Raw genomic sequence first — 24,923 nt, 5'->3', positions numbered from 1 at the left:
TATGGGTTACAAATTAAAGATTATATTACTCTTGCTGTTAATTTAAAAAAAAAGAATAAATGTATAGACGTTGCATTGCAACGACTGTTACAATTTAAGAATAAAGAGTGTCTCGTAGCTCAGCTGGTTAGAGTACTACACTGATAATGTAGGGGTCGACAGTTCGAGTCTGTCCGAGACAACTATTTAAGCTTAATAAAAAGGAAATTCTAGAGTTGAGAGGTTATGAAACAAGATTCATAATTCATAATTCACAATTCATAATTAAATTGGGGGATTAGCTCAGCTGGCTAGAGCGCCTGCCTTGCACGCAGGAGGTCAACGGTTCGACTCCGTTATTCTCCACAAATCAAAAGTTGATTTGTTTATTTGTTGAATCGGTTAAACGATTAAACAAAAATAGGATTAAACTAGCGATAAAAGTTCATTGACATATTGAGATAAGAAATAATAAAAGTAGAAAGCGTTTTTTACTATTTATAGTAAAAGACAAAAACAACGGTCATAATTGATTTTATGATTGGTACAATAAGCAAAATAAGGGCGTATGGGGGATGCCTTGGCTCTCAGAGGCGATGAAAGGCGTGATAAGCTGCGAAAAGTTACGGGGATTGGCACACACGATACGATCCGTAAATACCTGAATGGGGCAACCCACTATGTTGAAGACATAGTACACCGATAGGTGGGCAAACCCGCTGAACTGAAACATCTAAGTAGGCGGAGGAGAAGAAAACAAAAGTGATTCCGTAAGTAGTGGCGAGCGAACGCGGATTAGCCCAAACCAATGTTGTTACGGCAATGTTGGGGTTGTAGGACCACGACATTTTATGCAAACTGAACAAGAAGTTACTGGAAAGTAGCGCCAAAGAGAGTGATAGCCTCGTATTGGTAAGGGATGTAATAGATAGTGGTATCCTGAGTAGGGCGGGGCACGTGAAACCCTGTCTGAATTTGGCGGGACCATCCGCTAAGGCTAAATACTCCTGAGAGACCGATAGTGAACCAGTACCGTGAGGGAAAGGTGAAAAGAACCGTGAATAACGGAGTGAAATAGATCCTGAAACCATACGCTTACAAGCGGTCGGAGCCCTTTTGTGGGGTGACGGCGTGCCTTTTGCATAATGAGCCTACGAGTTAACGTTGCTGGCAAGGATAAATGGTTAAGCCATGGATCCATAGCGAAAGCGAGTCTGAATAGGGCGCTTTAGTCAGTAGTGTTAGACGCGAAACCGTGTGATCTACCCATGGGCAGGATGAAGCGCTGGTAACACAGTGTGGAGGTCCGAACCGGTTGACGTTGAAAAGTCTTCGGATGACCTGTGGGTAGGGGTGAAAGGCCAATCAAACTCGGAAATAGCTCGTACTCCCCGAAATGCATTTAGGTGCAGCGCATATTATAAGTTATATAGAGGTAGAGCTACTGATTGGATGCGGGGGCTTCACCGCCTACCAATTCCTGACAAACTCCGAATGCTATATAATGTTTTTATGCAGTGAGGGCTTGGGTGCTAAGGTCCAAGTCCGAGAGGGAAAGAACCCAGACCATCAGCTAAGGTCCCCAAATATATGTTAAGTTGAAAGAACGAGGTTTGTCTGCCCAGACAGCTAGGATGTTGGCTTGGAAGCAGCCATTCATTTAAAGAGTGCGTAACAGCTCACTAGTCGAGCGGACGAGCATGGATAATAATCGGGCATAAACATATTACCGAAGCTATGGATTTGTAATTTATTACAAGTGGTAGGGGAGCATTCTAACAGGGTTGAAGGTGTGTTGTAAAGCATGCTGGACTGGTTAGAAAAGAAAATGTAGGCATAAGTAACGATAATGCGGGCGAGAAACCCGCACACCGAAAGACTAAGGTTTCCACAGCTATGCTAATCAGCTGTGGGTTAGTCGGGACCTAAGGCGAACCCGAAAGGGACAGTCGATGGACCACGGGTTAATATTCCCGTACTACTAATTACTGTGATGGGGTGACGGAGTGATGAAAGCGCCGCGAACTGACGGAATAGTTCGTTGAAGTACCTACCTATAAGCTGCGCAGGCAAATCCACGCGGCTTGGGGAAATACGATAGTACTCGGAGTCTTCGGACAAAGAGATAGTGCGCCTAAGGGCTTCCAAGAAAAACCTCTAAACTTCAGGTAATTAGTACCCGTACCGCAAACCGACACAGGTAGTCGAGGAGAGAATCCTAAGGTGCTCGAGAGATTCATGGCTAAGGAATTAGGCAAAATAGACCCGTAACTTCGGGAGAAGGGTCGCCCCGAGTAATCGGGGCCGCAGTGAAGAGGTCCAGGCGACTGTTTATCAAAAACACAGGGCTCTGCAAAATCGTAAGATGAAGTATAGGGCCTGACACCTGCCCGGTGCTGGAAGGTTAAGAGGAGATGTTATCTTCGGAGAAGCATTGAATTGAAGCCCCAGTAAACGGCGGCCGTAACTATAACGGTCCTAAGGTAGCGAAATTCCTTGTCGGGTAAGTTCCGACCTGCACGAATGGTGTAACGATCTGGACACTGTCTCAGCCATGAGCTCGGTGAAATTGTAGTAACGGTGAAGATGCCGTTTACCCGCAGTGGGACGAAAAGACCCTGTGCACCTTTACTATAGCTTAGTATTGACCTTGGATAAATGATGTGTAGGATAGGTTGGAGACTGTGAAGTGGCGTCGCTAGGCGTTGTGGAGTCATTGTTGAAATACAACCCTTTGTTTATCTGAGGCCTAACCCCATTTTGTGGGGGACATTGCTTGGTGGGTAGTTTGACTGGGGTGGTCGCCTCCAAAAGAGTAACGGAGGCTTCTAAAGGTTCCCTCAGTACGCTTGGTAACCGTGCGTAGAGTGCAATGGCATAAGGGAGCTTGACTGAGAGACATACAGGTCGATCAGGTACGAAAGTAGAGCATAGTGATCCGGTGGTTCCGCATGGAAGGGCCATCGCTCAAAGGATAAAAGGTACGCCGGGGATAACAGGCTGATCTCCCCCAAGAGCTCATATCGACGGGGGGGTTTGGCACCTCGATGTCGGCTCGTCACATCCTGGGGCTGGAGAAGGTCCCAAGGGTTGGGCTGTTCGCCCATTAAAGTGGCACGCGAGCTGGGTTCAGAACGTCGTGAGACAGTTCGGTCTCTATCTACTGTGGGCGCAAGAAATTTGAGTGGATCTGATTCTAGTACGAGAGGACCGAATTGGACTAACCTCTAGTGTATCTGTTGTCCCGCCAGGGGCACCGCAGAGTAGCTACGTTGGGAAGGGATAAGCGCTGAAAGCATATAAGCGCGAAACCCACCACAAGATGAGATTTCTTTTAAGGATCGTGGGAGATGACCACGTTGATAGGCTATAGATGTAAAGGCAGTAATGTCATAGTCGAGTAGTACTAATAATCCGTAAGCTTATGTACACCCTTTTCCTCCCGAGTAATCGGGAGGAAGAAACTTTCTAATAAAATACTTTTATATTCTTTATCTCAGTATGTTAAAATATTGGTTTATGGTTGATAGTTGTCGGTTGACAGGCTATCATCAATAAACAAGTTGTCCAAAGCAACTAACAACCTTAAGGTGGTTATTGCGGCGGGGCTCACCTCTTCCCATCCCGAACAGAGTAGTTAAGCCCGCCTGCGCAGATGGTACTGCAGTTATGTGGGAGAGTATGTCGCTGCCTTTTTTTATAAAAACCCTGTTTCAATCTGAAACAGGGTTTTTTGTTTGGAAAAAATCCAGTTTTAAAACGACAGCACTATGGATCAGATGCAAAAGTTGGGGATTGTGCATAAAGATTAGATAATCTGAATAAGAAAAAATCTATGTGTCTTAACTCCTCTAAATTGAGATCTAAAAGCTTTTATTTAGCATTAAAAGATTCCGTTGAGGCATTGGTAGTTCTATTGTCAAAATAGTTTAAATAAGTTGATACTCTTGAAATAAGTACGGGAACAATTTTTTTTGAGTTATTTTTTTAATTAGTATATAATTTAAAGCTATTATAAAAATCAATTTGATAATAATTTGAGAATTCAAAATAAATGGTATTTTATCTAATATGTAATACATCGTTTTCGTAAAAGGTAAAATAGCATATATTTAAGAGAATATAGTTGTGTTTTGTAAGATATTGTAGAGGTAATTTAGCAGTAGAAAATAATTACTAATTTAAAACGATGGTATTATGAAAACGATTTTAAGACTTAGTTTAGTGGTATTGATAACTCTGGTTAGCTTGAACACATACGCAGATAATGGAGATTTTTTACTTAATGTAAAAAACGGAGAAGGTAAAAAGATTGTTTTTTTGGTGAATGGGATTCAAAAAGCCAATGTAACGATTTATGATAAATTTCATAATGTGGTTTATAGTGAAACTCTAACTGGTAAAGAAGGAATCGAAAGAGCTTATAATCTTGAGGACTTTTCGGATGGTGTTTATTTTTTGGAAGTTGAAACTAACTTAAAAAAAGTAACTCATGAGATTGTAATTTCTGATAATGTTTCTACCTTATCTAGAAAATCTGTAGCTGAAGTTACTAAAAGCGATGTGAAAGTAAAGAATCAAAATGTTGCAGTAACTAATGAATAATATTTTTTATTAGAAGATTGTATTTGAATATATAAAACAGCTTTTGGGGCTGTTTTTTTTTGTTTAAAGTTTTTAAATTACCGAGAAGTTGTCTTGAAACCTGATTTGCATGAGGGATGGAAATGGCATCCTTTTCTTTTCCTCCTTTAGGAAAAGAAAAGATACAATGGACAGCCCGGCCCTTGGGACATGCCCAAAATGAAATGGAAGAAAAGAGCTTGTTGATTTAACTTTTTTGTTAGTTTACAGAAATTGTATTACTAATTTTTTAATGGTTCTTGTTTTCGGTGTAAATAATCCGAATAGTATCCTGACAATATTAAGGCAATGACAGTTGCTGTTCCAAAGAAAGGATTAATATTAATCAATGAGTCTTCTGAATTGACAACTACAAATGATCCATAACCAAGGTATCCGTATATCGATGATAAAAGGGCAAACATGGAGGCCAAGATAGATACGCCTCTGATTCTAAAACGAAATGTAGCCCATAATAATATTATAATGAATAAGTATTGATTATTTGGATGACCAAAAGCAATTAATACACAAACTAATGCTGTCGCTAATCCTAGTGAAATGGCTTCAAAAAAAGAGGTTGCAATAATTTTAATATGATGGCGATAAAACCAAGATATTAAAAAAGGAGTTATAAGTATAGTGCCTATTAAATCACCTTTCCATAAAGTTATCCAATTGGAAATAAAGTGGTTTGGTGTGCTTAGTCCCCAAAAAGAAATAGCAGCAACGCATAATAAAGAACAGATCCCACAATATAAAACGCTAAGTGCTAAAAATGTAATTACAGAAGCTCCTGATTTTAATGGATATTGTCCTTTGTTGAATGAATTGATTAAATAGGTGCTTATAGCTACTCCAATTACAACACCTGTAGCTACAGATGCTGAAGATAGTATAGTTTCGAGTAAAGATTTATCCAGCATTTTACATACATCCCAAAAAGAAAATATGTTTGCAACAAAAGAGCCTATCCAGACTCCAATTAATGCTTTGCGACCTATAATTAGTACAGTTGCAAGCGCAAATCCAACGTCTGGAAAAATTGGTGAGAGATTGTCTGGGGAAACAGTTATTCTAAAGCTTAAAAAGGCAAGTACGTTGAATACAAATGCAACCAAAATAATTTTAAAAAGTGAAGACTTTAAAAAAAAAGGAGTGTAATAATCGTTTATATCTAACTTGTACATAATGAACGGTTTTATTGTTATTCTTTTGTGAAAGAATGTGAATTAATCTAACAAATTTAGTATTTAAATTTTAATTGTTAATTTTTTTGAAATTTAATTTTATTCGAAAGATGTTTTTTAATCTTTATTTATAAATAATGAGTTTTGAACTTAATATAGGTTTTAAATAGTATATAAAAAAAGAGACTGTCTTTTTGGGCAGTCTCTCTAGATCTTTTTTAAAATGATTTACATTGTAAAAGGAAATATTATTCCATTTTGTGTGTAAGTCGCATTGTTATCACAATCGCCATTACCGTAGTCTATTGTGCCATTTAAAAGAGTGCTATTTACTTTTAGTTTTCCTTTTGATACATAATCACAGTTATAACTTTTAATTAATGATTCTGAAACGGTCAAAGTAATTTTGGCCCCATTCTGTTTTGTAACAGTATGAGTTCCTTCTATCATTTCGTATGTATTGTCGTCTAATGTTGGTGTTGAAACTCCTACTGTTTGTTTGATTGTATGTGTACCGGTGTTTATATATACATCCCCTTTGGTGTCAGTAAATTTTCCGTCTATTACCGTTCTTGTCCATTGAATGGTATTTGGACTCGAGGTTATGTTCTTATACTCAATTTTTCCTTCTACTTTGTTACCATTTACATAATAGTCAACTCTTTCAATTGTCATAGTACTTCCAGTTTCGGTAATATAGTTTGAGAAAGTGATTTTTAATTTCCCTTTTCTTGTAATGCCATTTATAGTGCAGCCAGTTCCAAAATCGACATTGTATGTTTTAGGAAAAGCAGATGTTGCAATATCGGTTATTGTAGCACATGAAGTTGCTGAGGATTTGCCAGTTTGTTTGGCCGTCAATTTTTCAAATGATATTTGGCTTCCTGTTTTAATGTCTAATTCATTAACTAAATCAATAGAGGCAGAAGCTACAATTGGATCATTATCTGTTGCTGCCAAAGAATCTTCCTTTGTGCATGAAATAAATGAAAAGATAAAAGCAAAAGCTGATAGTAAGAAAAAATTATTCTTCATAAAATTTAAATTTAAGTTGAGTTAAGTTTTTTGGGTAGGCAAATTTATTCTTTTAACGGAAGTATCAATTAATAAAGCTGTTAAATATTTTAAGAAAAGATTTTATTTATAATTATTTAAGTTATAAAGCTTATTCACTAAGGGATTCTTACTTTATTCAAAATTTTAGAAACTACTTTTAAAAAAAACGGATAATACAATTAAGGATAATTTTAGAAATAAAAAACCCTGCAAATTACTATTTGCAGGGTCATTTTGATGATAACCTATTTCTAAGTAGTATCTTCGGGCTTATTATTTTATCAATTCAAAACTTCTTTTAACAAAAGCTGTTAATGCTTCTCCTTTTAATAAGTTTTGGGATAATTTAGCTAAATCTAAAGCTTGTTTTACTAAGTTTTCTTGAGCTGATTGATCTTTGTTGTTAAGAATGCTAGTAGCTAATTCGGAGTTAGTATTTACAACCAAATTATACATTTCTGGCATATTACCCATTCCGAACATTCCGCCGCCGCCTGATTGACTCATTTCTTTCATTCTACGCATAAATTCTGGTTGCGTGATAATGAATGGAGCAGCTTCACTGTCTAATGCTTCAAGTTGTACAGTGTAGGTTTGTTTAGGAACGATAGTTTCAAGAACTGTTTTTAAACTTACTTGCTCTTCTTCTGATAATTTAGAAATAGCAGCGTCTTCTTTTTTGATTAAATTATCAATATGGTCAGAATCGACACGGACAAACTGCATACCATTATTATCTCCTTCAATTTTTTGAATTAAATGCGAAATGATCGGCGAATCTAACAATAAAACTTCGTACCCTTTGTCTTTTGCTATTTCGATATAAGAATGTTGTGCTTCTTTATTTCCAGCGTATAAAACAACAAGTTTTCCGTCTTTATCCGTTTGATTTTCTTTGATTTTCTCTTTTAATTCTTCTAAAGTGAAGTATGTATTATCAACCGTTGGGTATAATACAAAAGCTCCCGCTTTTTCGTAGAATTTATCCTCAGAAAGCATTCCGTATTCCAGAACGATTTTAATGTCATTCCATTTTTCTTCGAAATCTGCTCTGTTTTCATTGAATAAAGATTTCAATTTATCAGCGACTTTACGAGTGATGTAGTTCGATATTTTCTTAACCGCACCATCAGCCTGAAGCCCTGAACGAGAAACATTCAAAGGAATATCTGGAGAATCAACAACACCGCGTAGCATCATTAAGAATTCAGGAACAATTCCTTCAACATTATCCGTTACATAAACTTGATTTTGGTATAATTGAATTTTGTCTTTCTGAATTTGCATATCAGAACCCAATTTTGGGAAATACAAAATACCCGTTAAATTAAATGGATAATCTACATTTAAGTGAATATGAAACAATGGCTCTTCGAACTGCATTGGATACATTTCACGGTAGAAATTTTTATAATCTTCATCAGATAAATCTGTTGGCTGTTTAGTCCAAGCTGGATTAGGATTGTTTACAATATTATCTACTTCGATAGTTTCAGCAGTGAAATCTTCTGGAGCATCTTCTGGTTTTGGAAGTGTTTCTGTTTTTGTTCCAAATTTAATTGGAATAGGCATAAACTTATTGTACTTACTCAATAAACCAGAGATTTTAAATTCTTCTAAGAATTCTAATGAATCTTCTGCAACATGCAAAATGATTTCTGTTCCTCTAGTCGTTTTGTCAGCTGGTTCCAAAGTGAATTCTGGGCTTCCATCACATGTCCAGTGTGCTGCTGGCTCGTCTTTGTATGATTTGGTGATGATTTCTACTTTTTCAGCAACCATAAAAGCTGAATAAAAACCAAGTCCGAAGTGACCGATAATACCAGAATCTTTAGCAGAATCTTTGTATTTATCTAAAAATTCTTCAGCACCCGAAAAAGCAACCTGATTGATGTATTTTTCTACTTCATCAGCAGTCATCCCTAATCCTTGGTCGATAATGTGGATTTTTTTGCCTTCTTTGTCAATTTTAACTTCGATAATTGGCGTACCATATTCAACATTGGCTTCTCCAATACTGGTTAGATGTTTTAATTTTAAAGTTGCATCGGTTCCGTTAGAAATTAATTCACGCAAGAAAATTTCGTGATCACTGTATAAGAATTTCTTGATTAAGGGAAAGATGTTTTCAACCGAAACATTAATTTTACCTGTTGTCATATTTTTAAATTATTTAATGGTTTTACAATCGAAAAATATATCTTTCAAATAGAATACCAATTAATACTGAAGTGACAAATTGTCGTAAGTAAATTAAGTTTAAAAAGATGTCTTCGACGAGTTTTTAAATTTCAAATCTGCATTTGAATATATAAGTATTTACAAGATAGAGTACAAATGATAAAGACTTATAATATTTTTTAACAGCTAAAATATTTCTATAAATTTGCGTTAGATTATTTAGTATTATTTGAGTAAAATGTACTTTAAATAGAATACTAATTGTTATAGGAATACCACATTCTTTTGGGTTTCCGTCAGTAAATTATGTAAACAAAAAAATATTTTTCTATAAAATTCATATGTATCTTTGTAATTAAATTAATCTTAAAAATGATAAAAATGAGAAAAATTCTTTTAATATGCACGATGGCCATTTTGGTCTTTGCTTGTAAATCGGCAGCTACAGCTCCTACTACGCCAGAACCAGTATCTAATGCTCCTATGACAAAATTAGATAAGACTTCTCAAGTTGGAATAAAAGGTGATTGGCAGATTGCTGGCGTTAGTTATCCAGGTTCTGAATATATTAAAGTCAATTCTTTTAATCTTGCTGATTCAAAATGTTTTATTGGAAGTACTTGGCATTTTATTTCAAACAATAATAAAGGAAATATGACTTTGAATAGTCCAAATTGTACTGCTTTTACTTCGGCAATTACTTGGTATATTAATAAAGAAGGGCAGTTTGTATTAAAAATATTAGATGAAGGATTGAAATCTAAAAAAGTAAAAACAGGTTTTGTTCTTGGGGTTAGAAATCAAGCAGAAAATTCTTTTGAATTAGTTGATAAAATAAATGTGGGTAGCAAACCTACAGATGTTGTTTACCAATTTCAAAGAGTTAACCAATAAAAAATATGATAAAGATGAAAAAAATAGCAATTTTAGGCTTAAGTGGTTTGTTGATGATGAGTATGCTTTTTACAGGATGTGATTCTGTGAAAAATGCAAATAATACTCAAAAAGGTGCAGGAATAGGTGTTGTTGCAGGTGGAGTTATTGGAGCAATTATTGGAAACAATAGTAGACTTGGAACTGCTGCCGGTGCTGCCATTGGTGCCGCTGTTGGTGGTGGAACTGGAGCCTTGATAGGAAACAGTATGGATAAACAGGCCCGTGAAATCGATCAGGCTTTACCTGGTGCAGATGTGGAAAGAGTAGGTGAAGGAATTCATTTAACTTTAAATGAGAATGCGGTTCGTTTTGATCTAAATAAAGCAACTTTGACAACTCAGGCTAAAACTAATTTGGATAAATTAGTTCCAGTATTTAATTCGTATGCAGATACTAATATTGAAATATTTGGTTATACAGATTCTACAGGGAAAGCGGATTATAATTTAACTCTTTCACAAAAAAGAGCTGAATCTGTAAAGACGTATTTGGTATCAAAAGGATTAGCAGCCAGTCGTTTTAAAACATCAGGTTATGGAATTGCAAATCCAATTGCATCGAATGATACTAAAGAAGGTCAAAGTCAAAACCGTCGTGTAGAATTTGCAATTACTGCAAATGACAAAATGGTTCAAGATGCCAAAAGTAAACAATAGCCAACAGGCTCATTATGTTAAAAAAACTGCTTTATTATAAAGCAGTTTTTTTTTGGATATAAATGAATTATCAACATTATTTTTTTAGTAAAGAAACTATCTTTGTTATCCAAAAAAATAATAATATAGAATGCTTCAAATTCAAAATATTTCATTCGGCTATACCGAAAAAATTATTATTCAGAATGTAGATTTTACTGTAACCAAAGGGCAAAACATAGCCATTCTTGGTGAAAGTGGCTGTGGAAAAAGTACTCTTTTAAAACTTATCTATGGAATGTATGACCTCAATGAAGGACGTATAATTTATAATGATACTGAGATTCGTGGGCCAAAATACAATTTGATTCCAGGAATGCCATTCATGAAATATTTGGCACAAGATTTTGATTTGATGGAGTATGAAACAGTAGCCGAAAATGTAGGCAAGTTTCTTTCCAATGGTTTTTTGCCATTAAAAAAGTTGCGTGTTCAGGAGTTGTTAGAGATGGTCGAAATGACTGATTTTGCCAATGTAAAAACAAAATTATTGAGTGGTGGACAACAACAACGTGTTGCTTTAGCTAGAGTTTTAGCATTAGAGCCAGAAGTATTGCTGTTGGACGAGCCCTTTAGTCATATTGATAATTTTAGAAAAAATGCACTTCGGAGAAACCTTTTTGCTTATCTAAAGAAAAAAGGAATCACTTGTTTTATAGCTACGCATGACAGCACCGATGCACTTTCTTTTTCGGATGAGACCATTGTTTTGAGCCAAGGTAGAATTATCGAAAAAGGACCTTCGGCGGATGTCTATAATTATCCTTTAAATAAATATGTTGCTTCACTTTTTGGAGAGGTAAATGAATTGAAATTATCACAGTTAATGCCTATTGACGGAGAAGATGAGATAGTTTTATTATATCCTCATCAATTAAAAGTGGATGCTAATGGAACCATAAAAGTAGTAGTAAAAGAATCTTTTTTTAAAGGAAGCCGTTTTTTGATAAAAGCCGTTTTCGACAGAAGAGTAATTTTCTTTGAACATGAAACTGCTTTGCCATTCAATCTGGAAGTGCTATTGAGAATTATATAGTAGAGTTACTAAGTTGCTAAGTCTCTCCAAAACTTAGTAACTTAGCAATTCAGTAACTAAAAAGAAAAATATATGTACCATTCAAAAATAACGGGATTGGGATATTATGTCCCAGATAATGTAGTGACCAATGATGATTTATCTAAAATCATTGATACGAATGATGAATGGATTCAAGAAAGAACAGGAATTCAGGAAAGAAGACACATCATTCGTGGTGAAGATACTACTACTTCGATGGGTGTTAAAGCTGCTAAAATTGCGATCGAGCGTTCGGGCGTTGCCAATGACGATATTGATTTTGTAGTATTTGCTACACTAAGTCCTGATTATTATTTTCCAGGGCCAGGAGTTGCGGTACAACGTGATTTGGGTCTTAGAACTGTTGGAGCATTAGATGTAAGAAATCAATGTTCGGGTTTTGTTTATGCTATTTCAGTTGCTGACCAATATATCAAAACTGGAATGTACAAGAATATTTTGGTAATTGGTTCCGAGGTTCATTCTACTGGTTTAGATATGACAAGCCGTGGAAGAAGTGTTTCGGTAATTTTTGGAGATGGAGCAGGAGCAGCAGTTTTAAGCCGTGAAGAAGATACTACGAAAGGAATTCTTTCTACACACTTGCATTCAGAAGGATTGCACGCTGAGGAATTAGCATTACAAGCACCAGGAATGGGAGCGCGTTGGGTTACTGATATTATTGCTGATAATGACCCCAATGACGAAAGTTATTATCCTTATATGAATGGACAATTTGTATTTAAAAATGCAGTTGTGCGTTTTGCCGAAGTAATCAATGAAGGATTAGAAGCTAATAATTTACAGATTTCGGATATTGATATGTTAATTCCGCATCAAGCCAATTTGAGAATTTCTCAATTTATTCAAAATAAATTTAAACTATCTGACGATCAGGTTTATAATAATATTCAAAAGTACGGAAATACTACAGCTGCATCTATTCCGATTGCCTTGACCGAAGCTTGGGAGAAAGGAAAAATTAAATCAGGCGATACTGTGGTTCTAGCTGCTTTTGGTAGTGGATTTACTTGGGCAAGTGCTATTATTAAATGGTAGATTTTTAATTTCAGATTGTAGATTAGCGATTTATGATTTCAGATTTGATATTAGGTGGAGTTATAAATACCAAAAGCTCTTTTTTTTTGAATCTAGTGGTAAATGATTATTAAAACTTTCGATATAAAATAAATATAAGAAACCCCAGAGTTGGCATTCTCTGGGGTTTCTTGCTTTGTAACCTAATTATTAAAACTAATCGTTATTGTCTGTCATTTTTTTATGAAGTGACAGAATATAATTGTGTTTGGTATATATAAGACTCCTTTTTTCTTTTTTTGTAACAGCCTTATTTTGAAAAAAATACAATGTTTTTTATAGTTGCATCTTTCACTTTCTATATTTGGCGAATAAGCCTTATATTTGCACACTTAAAAAAAGCAAGTACACATGTCATTATCCAGTATTCTTACCCCATCTATAGAGAAAGCAATTCAAACTTTGTTTGATGTTACCATTGATAAAATAGAGTTTCAAACGACTAGAAAAGAGTTTGAAGGTGATATTACAATGGTTATTTTTCCATTATTGAAATTGGTAAAAAGTAATCCAGTAGAATTAGGGAATAAAATTGGAAATTATTTGGTAGAAAATGTATCTGAAGTGGCTCGTTTTAACGTGGTTTCAGGATTTTTGAATATTGTAATTGCTGATAGTTATTATTTGGATTTCTTCAACGGAATCAGAAGCAGTGATAAATTTGGATTTGTAACGCCTTCGGCAAATGACAAAGCAGTAATGGTAGAATATTCTTCGCCAAATACTAATAAGCCATTGCATTTAGGACACGTTCGAAATAACCTTTTAGGATATTCAGTTGCCGAAATTATTAAAGCTTCGGGTAAAAAAGTATACAAAACTCAAATCATTAATGATAGAGGAATTCATATTTGTAAGTCAATGTTGGCTTGGCAAAAATTTGGAAATAAAACAACCCCAGAAAGTACCGGTTTAAAAGGTGATAAATTAGTTGGAAATTATTATGTGGCTTTTGATAAAGCTTACAAAGAAGAAATTAACCAATTAATCTCGGAAGGAAAAACCGAAGAGGAAGCAAAGAAATCAGCACCAATCATTTTGGAAGCACAACAAATGCTTTTGGATTGGGAAAATGGAAAACCAGAAGTAATAGCACTTTGGAAAACCATGAATCAATGGGTTTATGATGGTTTTGCAACAACTTATAAAAATCTTGGTGTAAATTTTGATAGCTTTTATTACGAAAGCAATACGTATTTACTAGGTAAAGATGTAGTTCAAATTGGTCTTGAAAAAGGAATTTTTGAAAAAGATCCTGATGGTTCTGTTTGGATTGATTTGACTGACGAAGGTTTGGATCGTAAAATCGTGTTACGTTCAGATGGAACGGCGGTTTATATGACTCAAGATATTGGAACTGCTATTCAGCGTGTAAAAGATATGCCAGATGTTGGCGGAATGGTTTACACAGTGGGTAATGAGCAGGATTATCACTTCAAAGTATTGTTTTTAATCTTGAAAAAATTAGGATTTGACTGGGCTTCTAATCTTTTTCATTTATCATACGGAATGGTAGATTTACCTTCTGGGAAAATGAAAAGCCGTGAAGGGACTGTGGTCGATGCTGATGATTTAATGCAGGAAATGACCGATACAGCTCAGAAAATTGCTGAAGATTTAGGGAAATTAGATTCGTATTCTGTAGAAGAAAAATCAAAATTATACAATACAATTGGACTTGGAGCTTTGAAATATTATATTTTGAAAGTAGATCCAAAAAAACGAATCTTGTTTAATCCGGAAGAATCTGTTGATTTTGCTGGAAATACAGGACCGTTTATTCAATACACATATGCAAGAATTCAATCTATTATTCGCAAAGCTGATTTTGATTTTGTTGCCAATGCAGCAATAGAAGAACTTCACGAAAAAGAAAAGGAATTGGTAAAACAATTGGAATTGTTTCCAGAAGTGATTCAAAATGCAGCACACAATCATAGCCCAGCTTTGATTGCCAACTTTACTTATGAGTTGGTTCGTGAGTATAATTCTTTCTACCAAGCCGTTTCTATATTGGGAGAAACTGATTTGAACAAAAAAATATTCAGAGTACAATTATCCAAAAAAGTAGCCGATGTTATCGCTGATGCTTTTAGCTTACTAGGAATAAATGTCCCTGAAAGAATGTAAAAAGTTCAGCAGAGTTTTTAGAGCAGAAATCTTCGGTGTTTTGGGTTATAGAGTTCTGCTCTTTATAAATCTTTTTTAAGAAAATAGGGTAATGATGCTTTATAATTTAATTCGAAAATAAAACATTTTAGATTCGATTTAAGAAGTGTTATTGGTACAAAGTTTTCTCTCTTTAAGGAGAAGAAACTTTTTTTCTTAATGGCCATAAAATTTATAGGACCCCATAGCTGATAATACAATTAAACTAAATTTTATAATCTTTTTCATAATTCTGTGTTTTTAAATTAGTAATTATTTATACAACAAAAGTACAATCACAATCCTTTTCAAAACACAACAGCATTTTCTAATATAAATGCTATTTTAACCTTACGAAAACGATATATATAAAATTTAGGTAATATAACATTGATAAAGGTAGATATCACACATAAAAAAATCCGAATTATAGTTCGGATTTTTTTATGGGCTATTCCTAAAAATAAATCAATTAGACATTATTTGATAGTTAATCTCTACTGGCTTTAGGATTTTATATTGACTAATAGAGTCTACCAAAAAGCGCAATTCTTCCAGTTCTTTTCTGTTTAATAAAATGATAAAATTGGATTGTAAAGTAGGGATTGGAATTTTCTTCTCATAAATAGAGTGTTTGTATTCGGTTTCCCAATAATCAATGTCAATTTGTTCCAAATAGTTTGAAAAACTAGTCATTTCAATACTACTCAAATCAAAGGTCAGATTGTTAAACAGTAATTGGTACATATCTCTGTGTTGACAATGCAATAGAATGCCATTCGAGGTTCTGTTTAATACTTTTAGATTGCACATAATCGTAAATGTTTATTATTTGATTACAAAAGAATCAATGATAGCGTCAACTTCAGCTTGTGTTGCCGTTGGTTTTAAATCGAATAAAACAGAGAAAAGCGATTTTTTATTTACTTTATTCTGCAACGCTAAATCTTTGTTGCTACCATATACTTTTTCCCATTTGCTTCTTACTTTTAACCAAAGTTCTTGATTGTTTTTCCACCAGTTTTGAGCTAATAAACATTTACTAGCATCAACTTTGGTATAAATATCCAGTCCTTTTTCTTCGGCTAATAGAGTATCTTTTCCATCAGTACCTCTGATTATTTTTTTGTTATCTTGTTCGTGGTTCCAACCAGTAGCAGTAATCCAATGGATATTTCTTCTATTTAGAACATTATAATCATTTCTTTTTGTGTGCTCTCTTCTTGGTAAAGGAGCGTCTGCGGTATTCATCCAATAATTATTGCCATCAATATGTGTCCAGCTAGAAGAACCTTCATATCTCGGACTATCATCAACTTGAAACACTTTTTGTGTCCATTGTCCTTTTACATTTTTGGCAGATAAGCTATTGAATTTCCAAGTATTGTCTTTGTAAAAAGAATACAAGTTGGTGTTCTCATATAACCAATCTTGTCTCCAGTGCTTTACAATATCATTTTCACCAGTACCAACAATTAATAAATGTTGTAATACAATTTTATTAGGCTTGTCTTCTACTAATTCTACCCATTCTAAACCCGTTTCGTGTTTTGTTGATGATGGTTTGTAGGTTGCAGAATCTTTTGGATATTCAAAAGTTTCGGTAAAATTGAATTTCACTTCATAACAGCCACACATCGATTTAATGGCTTTAATGTCTTCTTTTTTTGATTCTTGACTAAATCCAGTTAGTGTTGTAATTGCCATTAAGGCAGATAGATAAGTTTTTTTTGTAATCATAACTACGTTTTTATTTGAAAAAAATTTCGACAAATATATAAAATTTATTTAGAATAAATAAAAATAAGTATATATTTGCATCGATTATTAAGACTAAATAAAAATAATGAAATATAGAATTACTCTTTTTACAGCCTTTCTTTTTTGTCAAGTTTCTTTTGCTCAGGAAAAAGATACTACGGCTGTAAATAAACTTTCTGAAGTGGTAGTTACAGGTCAATTGGGACCACAATCTATCAAAAAATCGGTTTTTAATGTTCGGGTTATTTCAAAAGAAGATATTAAACAATTGGCAGCAAATAATCTTTCGGATGTTTTAAATCAATATTTAAATATTACCATTCAGAATAGTGGAAGTGATGGGCGTTCGACAGTTTCTATGTTTGGATTAGACTCGCAATATTTTAAAATATTAGTAGATAATATACCATTAGTGAGTGATACTGGTATGGGAACAAATGTCGATTTGACTCAAGTAAATCTGGATGATGTAGAACGAATTGAAATTATCGAGGGATCAATGGGTGTTACGCACGGAGCCAATGCGGTGAGTGGTGTTTTAAATATAATCACTAAAAAAACGGGTGCTAAAGATTGGGAGATCAGTGCTACAATTCAAGAAGAAACAGTGGGTGATGAGTATGCTCTTTTTGATAAAGGACGTCACATTCAATCATTGAAAGTAGCCCATAAGTTTAATGAGAATTGGTTTGTGAATGTAGGAGCAAATCACAATAATTTTGCTGGTTTTTATGATGGAAGACAAGGGAAAGATTATAATGTAAATGATGGTTTGAGAGGATATAGTTGGTTGCCAAAACAACAGTTTGTAGGTAATGCTTTGGTTGGATATCAAAAAGACAACTTTAGGATTTTTTACAAATTTGATTACTACGGGGAAAATGTAGATTACTACAATCCAATACTAAATCCACAGGATAATTATCCTTTTCCAGAAACCTATTATGCTAAAGACAAACGTTTTATTACAAATCGTTTTTACCAACATTTGAATTCGAATGGAAAATTGTTTTCTAAATTAAATTATAATGTTTCGGTTTCCTATCAAAAACAACAGCGTGATCTGGAAAAGTTTAATTATCAGTTGGAAACACAGAAAGAATTTGATGAAACCAGAGAAACATTTCAATCGAATAAGGTATTCTATTCAACCGGAACATTGAGTAATTTCTTTGATGATAAAAAAGTAGACTTTCAATTGGGTTATGAATTAAATGATGAATTGGGTAACGCATCTGCGACTTCTGGAACTTTTTTTAATGAAGATAAACAATTAAAAGACATAGAGAAGCGATTAAAAAATTATGATTTTTTTACTGTTGCCGAAATTAATTTATCTGATAAATTTTCTGTTCGTCCAGGACTTCGGTATTCTTTTCAGTCCGTTTTTGACAATCAATATGCTAGTTCTTTGGGTTTGAGATATATTTTTAAAAAAGGATTAGAAACCAGAGCATCAATTGGGAAATCGTATCGTACTCCTAATTTTAATGAACTCTATACTTATTTTGTAGATACCAATCATAATATTCAAGGAAATTCTGAATTAGTTCCTGAGAATAGTACTTCCTACGAATTGAGTTTTAAACGCTCTTGTTATTTTGATTCGGGCGCTCAAATTGCTAACAATCTTGCGGTAACTTATTTAGATGTTAATGACCGAATTGATATGGTGTTAACCCAAGTAGTGCCAACTATGAACTATAAATACATAAATATCAATAAATATAAAATGTGGAATATTTCTACCACAGAACAATACAAGTATAAAAACTGGGATTCAAAAATAGGAGTAGCGGTAGTAGGTATTTCTCAAAAACTGGATTTAGCAGCTTTGAATGTTACTTCGGATGATAAATTTCTATACTCTTTACAACTAAATTCCAGTGTTTCTTATGCCATTCCAAAATGGAATACTTTGTTCGCTTTGTATTATAAATACAACGGAAAACAGCAACAATTCGTTGCAGGAACTGACGAGAATGGTAATGCTAAATTTTATCTAAATGAAATAAATCCATACAGTTGGATGGATGCTTCGGCTAGAAAATCATTTTTCAAAAATAAATTTGAAGTTACTGTTGGAGCCCGAAACTTATTTGATATTCAAAGTGTACAACAAATTCAAAACGGAGGAACTGGAGGAGTTCACTCAAGCGGTTCGTCTGATTTACTTTTAGGCTATGGACGCTCTTATTATCTTAAACTTACGTATAACCTTAATTTTAATTAATATATAAATACCCATGAAAAACAATTTTATCTTAATCCTTTCTTTTGTATTACTTGCTTTTACCGCTTGTAACAATGACGACGCTGCTGTAGTTGAAACGAGTACAGTTGCTTTAGCAGGAGCTTCATTAAATTTGACTGCTAAATCTACTCCTATAGAAGTGAAATTTGACAAACCTGCAGCTGAAGCAGGATCTATAACATTAACTTTTACCGAAGCAGGCGTTGTTTACGGTACTGATTTTGCTACTACACCAGCTGCAACAGGAAAAACACTTGTAATTCCTTTTGCAAAAGATGCTACTTCGGTAACTTTTGCTTTTCATAAGCTAAAAGAGGCTGTTGAAGGTGAAGTAAAAAATGTTGTTTTTACTATATCAAGTGTTACAGTTAATACCGCAATTGCGGCAAACAAATCGATTCAACTTAATTTTAATGAGACGGCTTCTTTGGGAGGTGCTTTGGCAGCTTTAGTAGGCGGAGCTAACGAACCAAATCAAGTTTTTGTTGATTTGAGTAGTGGGACAATGACTAGTGTTGTTAGAACTTCTTGGGATTTAGGTTTTTATGGCGGTTCTGATTTTAGAGTGGTTTTGAATGCTACTGTGAAAATGGCTGCAAAACAATTAACAACGACTAATATTGATGAGATTCAAACATCTGATGATACTATGATTATTGGAGGTGGGGCCGGTTCTGTTTCTCAAATTGACGATGTTACTGGGGACATTTCGAAAACAGCGATTGCAACAATTTCAGCTACTGATGCTGATAATAAAGTATATCTAATTTATATGGGAAATAATCCTTTAACTACGGCACCTGCTTTAGGGTCAGAAGGATCATCTTCTGGAACTTCTAGAGGGTGGATGAAAATTAGAGTTTTGAGAAGTGGAACGGGTTACAAAGTTCAATATGCTGCAATTGATGCAACTACTCATAGCGAGGTTACAATTTCTAAAGATGCTGCATACAACTTTACTTTTTTTAGTTTATTAGATAAAAAAATAGTGACTGTTGAACCACAAAAAGCCAAATGGGATATTTCTTTTACAACTTTTACCAATTTAGCAGGACCAACTACACCTTATTTTTATGCAGATTTTGTTTTAAATAATTTGAAAGGTGAAGCAAAAACATATCAAGTTCTTACTACAGAGTTTGCGTATGATAATTTTACTTTAGCAAATGTTGCTGAGGCTAAATTTACTGCAGATCAAAGAAATATAGGATCTAACTGGAGAGGTACTACTAATGGTGTAGATGCAAATGGAAATCCAAAAGCTGGTTTTACACTAAAAACAGATCGTTTCTTTGTTGTTAAAGATCCAGCAGGAAATGTTTATAAATTAAAATTCACAGGTGGTGCAAGTGAAACTGGTGAAAGAGGATTTCCTAAATTTCAATACGCCATCTTAAAATAAGATATAAAGACAGTAGTTGTAGTTAGTTTTTTTTTGAAGAAGAGGAGGCTGTCTTGAAAAAGGCAGCCTTCTTTCATATTAGGATAATTCCAATTCCAATAATAGTATTGAAATTCAAGATTTAGTAATTCGTAATAATCGGTTTTGATGCAAATAAGGGAATTTTACACTTAGTGAGAGATTATTTCGAATCTTTTGCATTTTATTTTAAAAACAATTGATTTTTTATTTCTAATACTATTTAAACTTCAATATCAAATCATTAAATTTGCGCCTTAATTAAAGAGAAATACAATTATGTTCGATAATTTAAGCGATAAACTAGACAAAGCCTTTCATATATTAAAAGGACACGGAAAAATCACTGAAGTAAACGTAGCCGAAACTTTGAAAGAAGTTCGTCGTGCTTTACTCGATGCCGATGTCAATTTTAAAATAGCCAAAGATTTTACAACCAAAGTAAAAGAAAAAGCAATTGGTCAAGATGTATTAACAACATTACAGCCAGGGCAATTATTGGTAAAGTTAGTCAAAGATGAGCTTACTGAATTAATGGGTGGAGATGTTGCTGGAGTGAATCTTTCTGGAAATCCATCGGTAATATTAATGTCAGGGTTACAAGGGTCTGGGAAAACTACTTTTTCAGGTAAATTGGCTAATTTTCTTCAAACAAAAAAGAATAAAAAAGTCCTTTTGGTTGCCTGTGATATTTATCGTCCAGCGGCTATTCAGCAATTGTATGTTGTAGGAGATTCTATAGCTGTTGAGGTTTACTCTGAACCTGAAAATAAAAACCCTGTTGAGATTGCTCAAAATGCAATTAAACATGCCAAAGCTAACGGGTTCAATGTTGTAATTGTCGATACTGCAGGTCGTCTTGCTGTCGATAAAGAAATGATGGACGAGATTGCCAAAGTGCATCAAGCCATCCAACCACAAGAAACTTTATTTGTTGTAGATGCTATGACAGGTCAGGATGCTGTAAATACTGCAAAAGCGTTCAACGATATCTTAAATTTTGACGGGGTTATTTTAACCAAATTAGATGGTGATACTCGTGGTGGAGCTGCGATTTCTATTAAATCGGTGGTAAACAAACCAATTAAGTTTGTAGGTACTGGCGAGAAAATGGATGCAATTGATGTATTCTATCCAAATCGTATGGCTGAGCGTATCCTTGGTATGGGGGATGTTGTGTCTTTGGTAGAAAGAGCGCAAGAGCAATATGACGAAGACGAAGCTAGAAAAATCCAAAAGAAAATTGCTAAAAATGAATTTGGTTTTGATGATTTCTTATCACAAATTCAGCAAGTGAAGAAAATGGGTAATATGAAAGACTTAGTTGGAATGATACCTGGTGCTTCAAAAGCGATGAAAGATGTCGAAATTGAAGACGATGCTTTCAAACATATCGAAGCTATTATTCATTCAATGACTCCTATTGAAAGAAGTAAGCCTGCTATCATAGATGTAAAAAGAAAAGCAAGAATTGCCAAAGGTTCTGGTACAAAAGTGGAACAAGTTAATCAATTGATGAAACAGTTTGAGCAAATGAGCAAGATGATGAAGATGATGCAAGGACCAGGCGGAAAAAACCTAATGAAAATGATGGGTGGAATGAAAGGTGGTATGCCGGGTGGAATGCCAGGAATGAGATAATTAAATCAAAAGTCAAAAAATAAAATAATAACTCAGCTTAAAGCCAAAAGCTTAAAGCCAAAAGCTTGAAAAAATGCAAATATTAGACGGAAAAAAAACATCGGAAGATATTAAAAATGAGATTGCTACTGTAGTTCAAAAAATGAAAGCTGATGGGCAAAAAGTACCTCATTTAGCAGCTGTTATCGTTGGTAATAACGGTGCAAGTTTGACTTATGTAGGAAGCAAAGTAAAATCTTGTCAACAAATTGGTTTTGATTCCACTTTAGTAGCTTTGCCAGAAACGATTACTGAATCAGATTTATTGGCAAAAATTAAAGAATTGAATGAAGATGATAACTTAGATGGTTATATCGTTCAATTGCCTTTGCCTAAACATATTGATGAGCAAAAAATCTTAATGGCTATTGATCCAGATAAAGATGTTGATGGTTTTCATCCAGCAAACTTTGGAAAAATGGCTTTGGATATGGAGACATTTTTGCCAGCAACTCCATTTGGAATAATGGAATTATTGGAACGTTATAAAGTAGAAACAGCAGGAAAACATACTGTAGTTATTGGGCGTAGCCACATTGTGGGAAGACCAATGAGTATCTTGATGAGTCGCAAAGGATATCCTGGAGATTCGACAGTTACTTTGACACACAGCCGTACTAAAAATTTAGAAGAATATACTAGAAATGCCGATATCATTATTACCGCTTTAGGGGTGCCTGAATTTTTAAAGGCAGATATGGTAAAAGAAGGTGTAGTAGTAATTGATGTTGGAATTACCCGTGTTGATGATGCTTCAAATCCAAAGGGATATAAAATCACTGGTGATGTTGACTTTGATGGAGTAAGTAAAAAATCTTCTTTTATTACTCCAGTTCCAGGAGGAGTAGGACCAATGACTATTGCAATGTTGTTGAAAAATACACTTTTGGCAAGAGAAATTAGAAGTAGAAAATAAGACACACATTATTATAGTAAAAAGCCTTAAACGAAAGTTTAAGGCTTTTTTTGTGGGTTGATTTTACTAATATAATAACAACTCAATTTTGATCAATTTTGAGGTAAAGTCATTACTGAGTTTTATTTTTTCTTACTTGGTTCCTTTCAATGCCATTTCATTATCATCAAATTCTTGTCCAAAGTCAGGCATACCGTCTTTAGTCCATTTAAGTACGCGGGCACGAGTATTACGGTTAGGATCAGAAAGAGCATCTCCAATGATGTCTTTGTAATCACGGGCGTGGTAAATCATGATATCGGTTTTGCCATCTTCAGAAGTGGTAAAACTGTTGTGCCCAGGTCCATAGCGTTTGAATTTTTCGTTGGTATAAAAAACAGGTTCAGGAAGTTTGTGCCAAGAGGCTGCATCGAGTAAGTTAGCATCAATATCAGCCCAAAGTAATCCAAGGCAATAAGTAGCATCGGTAGCACTGGCAGAAAAGGTTACAAAAACTTTTCCGTTTCTAATGAGTACCGCTGGACCTTCGTTTACTTTGTATTTGTGCATTTCCCAAGGATAATCGGGTTGAGTAATTACCGTTTGAATGTCTTCTAGGGTAGTAGGACTGCTCATTTTAGCAATGAATAATCCAGTGTTATCCTTTTTAGCTCTATCAACCCAAATCATATAGCGTTGTCCTTTGTGTTCAAAAGTTGTAGCATCGAGTGAAAAAATATCCACCTTACTTTTAATTTGACCTTCTTCTGTCCATGTTCCTCGAGTTGGATCTTCAGAAGGGTTTGACAGCGCATACTTGTGTATATCCCATTTGTTTTGGGTCGAAGCGGCAGCAAAATAAACATACCATTTGCCATCAATGCGGTGTAACTCGGGTGCCCAAATATGGTTGCCCATGATGCCGTTGTCATGCTTATGCCAAATTACAACTGGTTCACTATTTTTGATTCCGTTGATTGTTTTGGAACTGTATATTTCAATTCGGTCGTATTCTGGAGCGGTAGCAATAAAATAGTAAGTTCCATTGGCGGCTTTGGTTACAAATGGATCAGCACGTTGCAGTGCCAGCGGATTGTTAAACTGATTTTTTTTTAATTCTTGGGCTTGCAGATTAAAGTTTATAAGGAGTAATAGCACAATACTTTTGCAAACTAGCAGGTTAATTTTCATGTTTTTTATTGATCTAATTTTAAAAAAAAGTGTTTTAGGTACATTTAACAAATATAGAAATGTAAATTGGAATTTTTGCGTCTTTTTATTGAATATTATCTTTGGCGATGTATTGTTTTTTCTTTCTTTTTATTGTGAATCATAGAGTCTTTTTTCAATAGACAAAAAATCACATACATTTTTTAAATAATTATATTATTAGTAAAATCAATAGTTGTAAGGGTTTGTGGTTAGATAAATCTCGAATAAATACGGTTATCAAGTAAAGAACCAATGCTTTGTCTGGAAGTTTAATAAATTAGTCTGACTTAGGTTTTTCTATGAGCAATACCGTTAAACTTGATTGAAATCAAACAAGTAATTATGACTTTTATAATTATTCTAATCAGAAGTAAGTGTAGTTTTAACATTTAATTGTAGTTTTTTTCTATAGTAATTAAGTATGTTTGGCGGATTAAAAAAATGTAATAAATAAACTATTTTACTTAATAATAACTAAATAATTATGAAAAAAATCTTCTTTTTCTTTATTGTATCATTGTTTACTTGCTTTGCATTTTCATAAAATATTTTTAAAAAGTAAAAACTATTATTTTAGTTAAACAACTATACTTTTAGTTTTTTAACTAACAACATATTTATAGGTTTATTCTTGACTAAAATGAATTCTTTAAATAAATAGGCAAATTCATATTTTTTTGAAATTGTCTGTTTTATGACTACCATTAACTAACCAAATATTAGTGTTTTTAAAACACA

The 24,923-nt window shown here is 34.1% G+C and carries 16 protein-coding genes, 2 tRNA genes and 2 rRNA genes; 14 read left to right on the top strand and 6 right to left on the bottom strand.

What is annotated here, in order from left to right; genetic code table 11:
- Window positions 1-108 precede the first annotated feature (108 nt).
- The 5 genes from ACUN3A_RS05585 to ACUN3A_RS05565 all read left to right on the top strand — a co-directional run bounded on the left by ACUN3A_RS05585 (window position 109) and on the right by ACUN3A_RS05565 (window position 4,584).
- Window positions 109-182 (top strand) — tRNA-Ile (locus ACUN3A_RS05585).
- Window positions 183-271: 89 nt separating this feature from the next.
- Window positions 272-345: transfer RNA gene (locus tag ACUN3A_RS05580), tRNA-Ala, on the top strand.
- Window positions 346-526: 181 nt separating this feature from the next.
- A 23S ribosomal RNA gene (locus tag ACUN3A_RS05575) occupies window positions 527-3,409 on the top strand.
- 156 nt (window positions 3,410-3,565) lie between these two features.
- Window positions 3,566-3,675, top strand: a 5S ribosomal RNA gene (gene rrf / locus ACUN3A_RS05570).
- A 501-nt stretch (window positions 3,676-4,176) separates the two neighbouring features.
- Window positions 4,177-4,584: a secretion protein gene (locus ACUN3A_RS05565; protein ID WP_445550350.1), complete on the top strand. Its 408-nt coding sequence runs from the start codon at window positions 4,177-4,179 to the stop codon at window positions 4,582-4,584.
- A 260-nt stretch (window positions 4,585-4,844) separates the two neighbouring features.
- Here the strand turns inward: ACUN3A_RS05565 and ACUN3A_RS05560 are convergent, their stop codons facing one another.
- The 3 genes from ACUN3A_RS05560 to htpG form a co-directional block, all read right to left on the bottom strand.
- Complete coding sequence (locus ACUN3A_RS05560) at window positions 4,845-5,792, bottom strand: MASE1 domain-containing protein (protein WP_445550349.1); 948 nt, start codon at window positions 5,790-5,792, stop codon at window positions 4,845-4,847.
- A gap of 228 nt (window positions 5,793-6,020) precedes the next feature.
- Window positions 6,021-6,827 (bottom strand): hypothetical protein, encoded by an 807-nt coding sequence (locus ACUN3A_RS05555; protein ID WP_445550348.1) that lies wholly within the window; start codon window positions 6,825-6,827, stop codon window positions 6,021-6,023.
- A gap of 294 nt (window positions 6,828-7,121) precedes the next feature.
- Window positions 7,122-9,008 carry a molecular chaperone HtpG gene (htpG, locus tag ACUN3A_RS05550; protein WP_445550347.1) on the bottom strand — a complete coding sequence of 629 codons (1,887 nt, stop codon included), beginning with the start codon at window positions 9,006-9,008 and terminating at the stop codon, window positions 7,122-7,124.
- A gap of 402 nt (window positions 9,009-9,410) precedes the next feature.
- On the opposite strand from htpG, the gene ACUN3A_RS05545 reads away from it, so the two are divergent.
- The 5 genes from ACUN3A_RS05545 to argS all read left to right on the top strand — a co-directional run bounded on the left by ACUN3A_RS05545 (window position 9,411) and on the right by argS (window position 14,945).
- Window positions 9,411-9,923: a hypothetical protein gene (locus tag ACUN3A_RS05545; protein WP_445550346.1), complete on the top strand. Its 513-nt coding sequence runs from the start codon at window positions 9,411-9,413 to the stop codon at window positions 9,921-9,923.
- 14 nt (window positions 9,924-9,937) lie between these two features.
- Window positions 9,938-10,621 (top strand): OmpA family protein, encoded by a 684-nt coding sequence (locus ACUN3A_RS05540; protein ID WP_445550345.1) that lies wholly within the window; start codon window positions 9,938-9,940, stop codon window positions 10,619-10,621.
- A 130-nt stretch (window positions 10,622-10,751) separates the two neighbouring features.
- A complete protein-coding gene (locus ACUN3A_RS05535; protein ID WP_445550344.1) occupies window positions 10,752-11,696 on the top strand; it encodes an ABC transporter ATP-binding protein in 945 nt (314 codons plus the stop codon).
- A gap of 72 nt (window positions 11,697-11,768) precedes the next feature.
- Window positions 11,769-12,776, top strand: a complete 1,008-nt coding sequence (locus ACUN3A_RS05530) for a 3-oxoacyl-ACP synthase III family protein (protein ID WP_445550343.1) — start codon at window positions 11,769-11,771, stop codon at window positions 12,774-12,776.
- Between the two features lie 390 nt (window positions 12,777-13,166).
- Complete coding sequence (gene argS, locus ACUN3A_RS05525) at window positions 13,167-14,945, top strand: arginine--tRNA ligase (RefSeq protein WP_445550342.1); 1,779 nt, start codon at window positions 13,167-13,169, stop codon at window positions 14,943-14,945.
- 486 nt (window positions 14,946-15,431) lie between these two features.
- Here argS and ACUN3A_RS05520 read toward each other — a convergent pair whose 3' ends face one another.
- Window positions 15,432-15,776: a DUF6686 family protein gene (locus tag ACUN3A_RS05520; protein ID WP_445550341.1), complete on the bottom strand. Its 345-nt coding sequence runs from the start codon at window positions 15,774-15,776 to the stop codon at window positions 15,432-15,434.
- 15 nt (window positions 15,777-15,791) lie between these two features.
- On the bottom strand, window positions 15,792-16,703 hold the full coding sequence (locus ACUN3A_RS05515; RefSeq protein ID WP_445550340.1) for a DUF6607 family protein: 912 nt from the start codon (window positions 16,701-16,703) through the stop codon (window positions 15,792-15,794).
- A gap of 106 nt (window positions 16,704-16,809) precedes the next feature.
- On the opposite strand from ACUN3A_RS05515, the gene ACUN3A_RS05510 reads away from it, so the two are divergent.
- The 4 genes from ACUN3A_RS05510 (at window position 16,810) to ACUN3A_RS05495 (ending at window position 22,994) form a co-directional block, all read left to right on the top strand.
- The gene (locus ACUN3A_RS05510; RefSeq protein WP_445550339.1) at window positions 16,810-18,957 is read left to right on the top strand and encodes a TonB-dependent receptor plug domain-containing protein; all 2,148 of its coding nucleotides are present in this window, start codon (window positions 16,810-16,812) and stop codon (window positions 18,955-18,957) included.
- Between the two features lie 13 nt (window positions 18,958-18,970).
- On the top strand, window positions 18,971-20,380 hold the full coding sequence (locus ACUN3A_RS05505; protein WP_445550338.1) for an HmuY family protein: 1,410 nt from the start codon (window positions 18,971-18,973) through the stop codon (window positions 20,378-20,380).
- A 297-nt stretch (window positions 20,381-20,677) separates the two neighbouring features.
- Window positions 20,678-22,039 carry a signal recognition particle protein gene (gene ffh, locus ACUN3A_RS05500; protein WP_445550337.1) on the top strand — a complete coding sequence of 454 codons (1,362 nt, stop codon included), beginning with the start codon at window positions 20,678-20,680 and terminating at the stop codon, window positions 22,037-22,039.
- Window positions 22,040-22,112: 73 nt separating this feature from the next.
- Window positions 22,113-22,994 (top strand): bifunctional 5,10-methylenetetrahydrofolate dehydrogenase/5,10-methenyltetrahydrofolate cyclohydrolase, encoded by an 882-nt coding sequence (locus ACUN3A_RS05495; protein WP_445550336.1) that lies wholly within the window; start codon window positions 22,113-22,115, stop codon window positions 22,992-22,994.
- A gap of 132 nt (window positions 22,995-23,126) precedes the next feature.
- Here the strand turns inward: ACUN3A_RS05495 and ACUN3A_RS05490 are convergent, their stop codons facing one another.
- The gene (locus ACUN3A_RS05490) at window positions 23,127-24,164 is read right to left on the bottom strand and encodes a glycoside hydrolase family 43 protein (protein WP_445550335.1); all 1,038 of its coding nucleotides are present in this window, start codon (window positions 24,162-24,164) and stop codon (window positions 23,127-23,129) included.
- Window positions 24,165-24,923: the final 759 nt, after the last annotated feature.

It is taken from the genome of Flavobacterium sp. WC2509, assembly GCF_052683105.1.
Note: the sequence above shows the minus strand (reverse complement) of the source record. Positions and strands in the feature narration are given on the sequence as shown.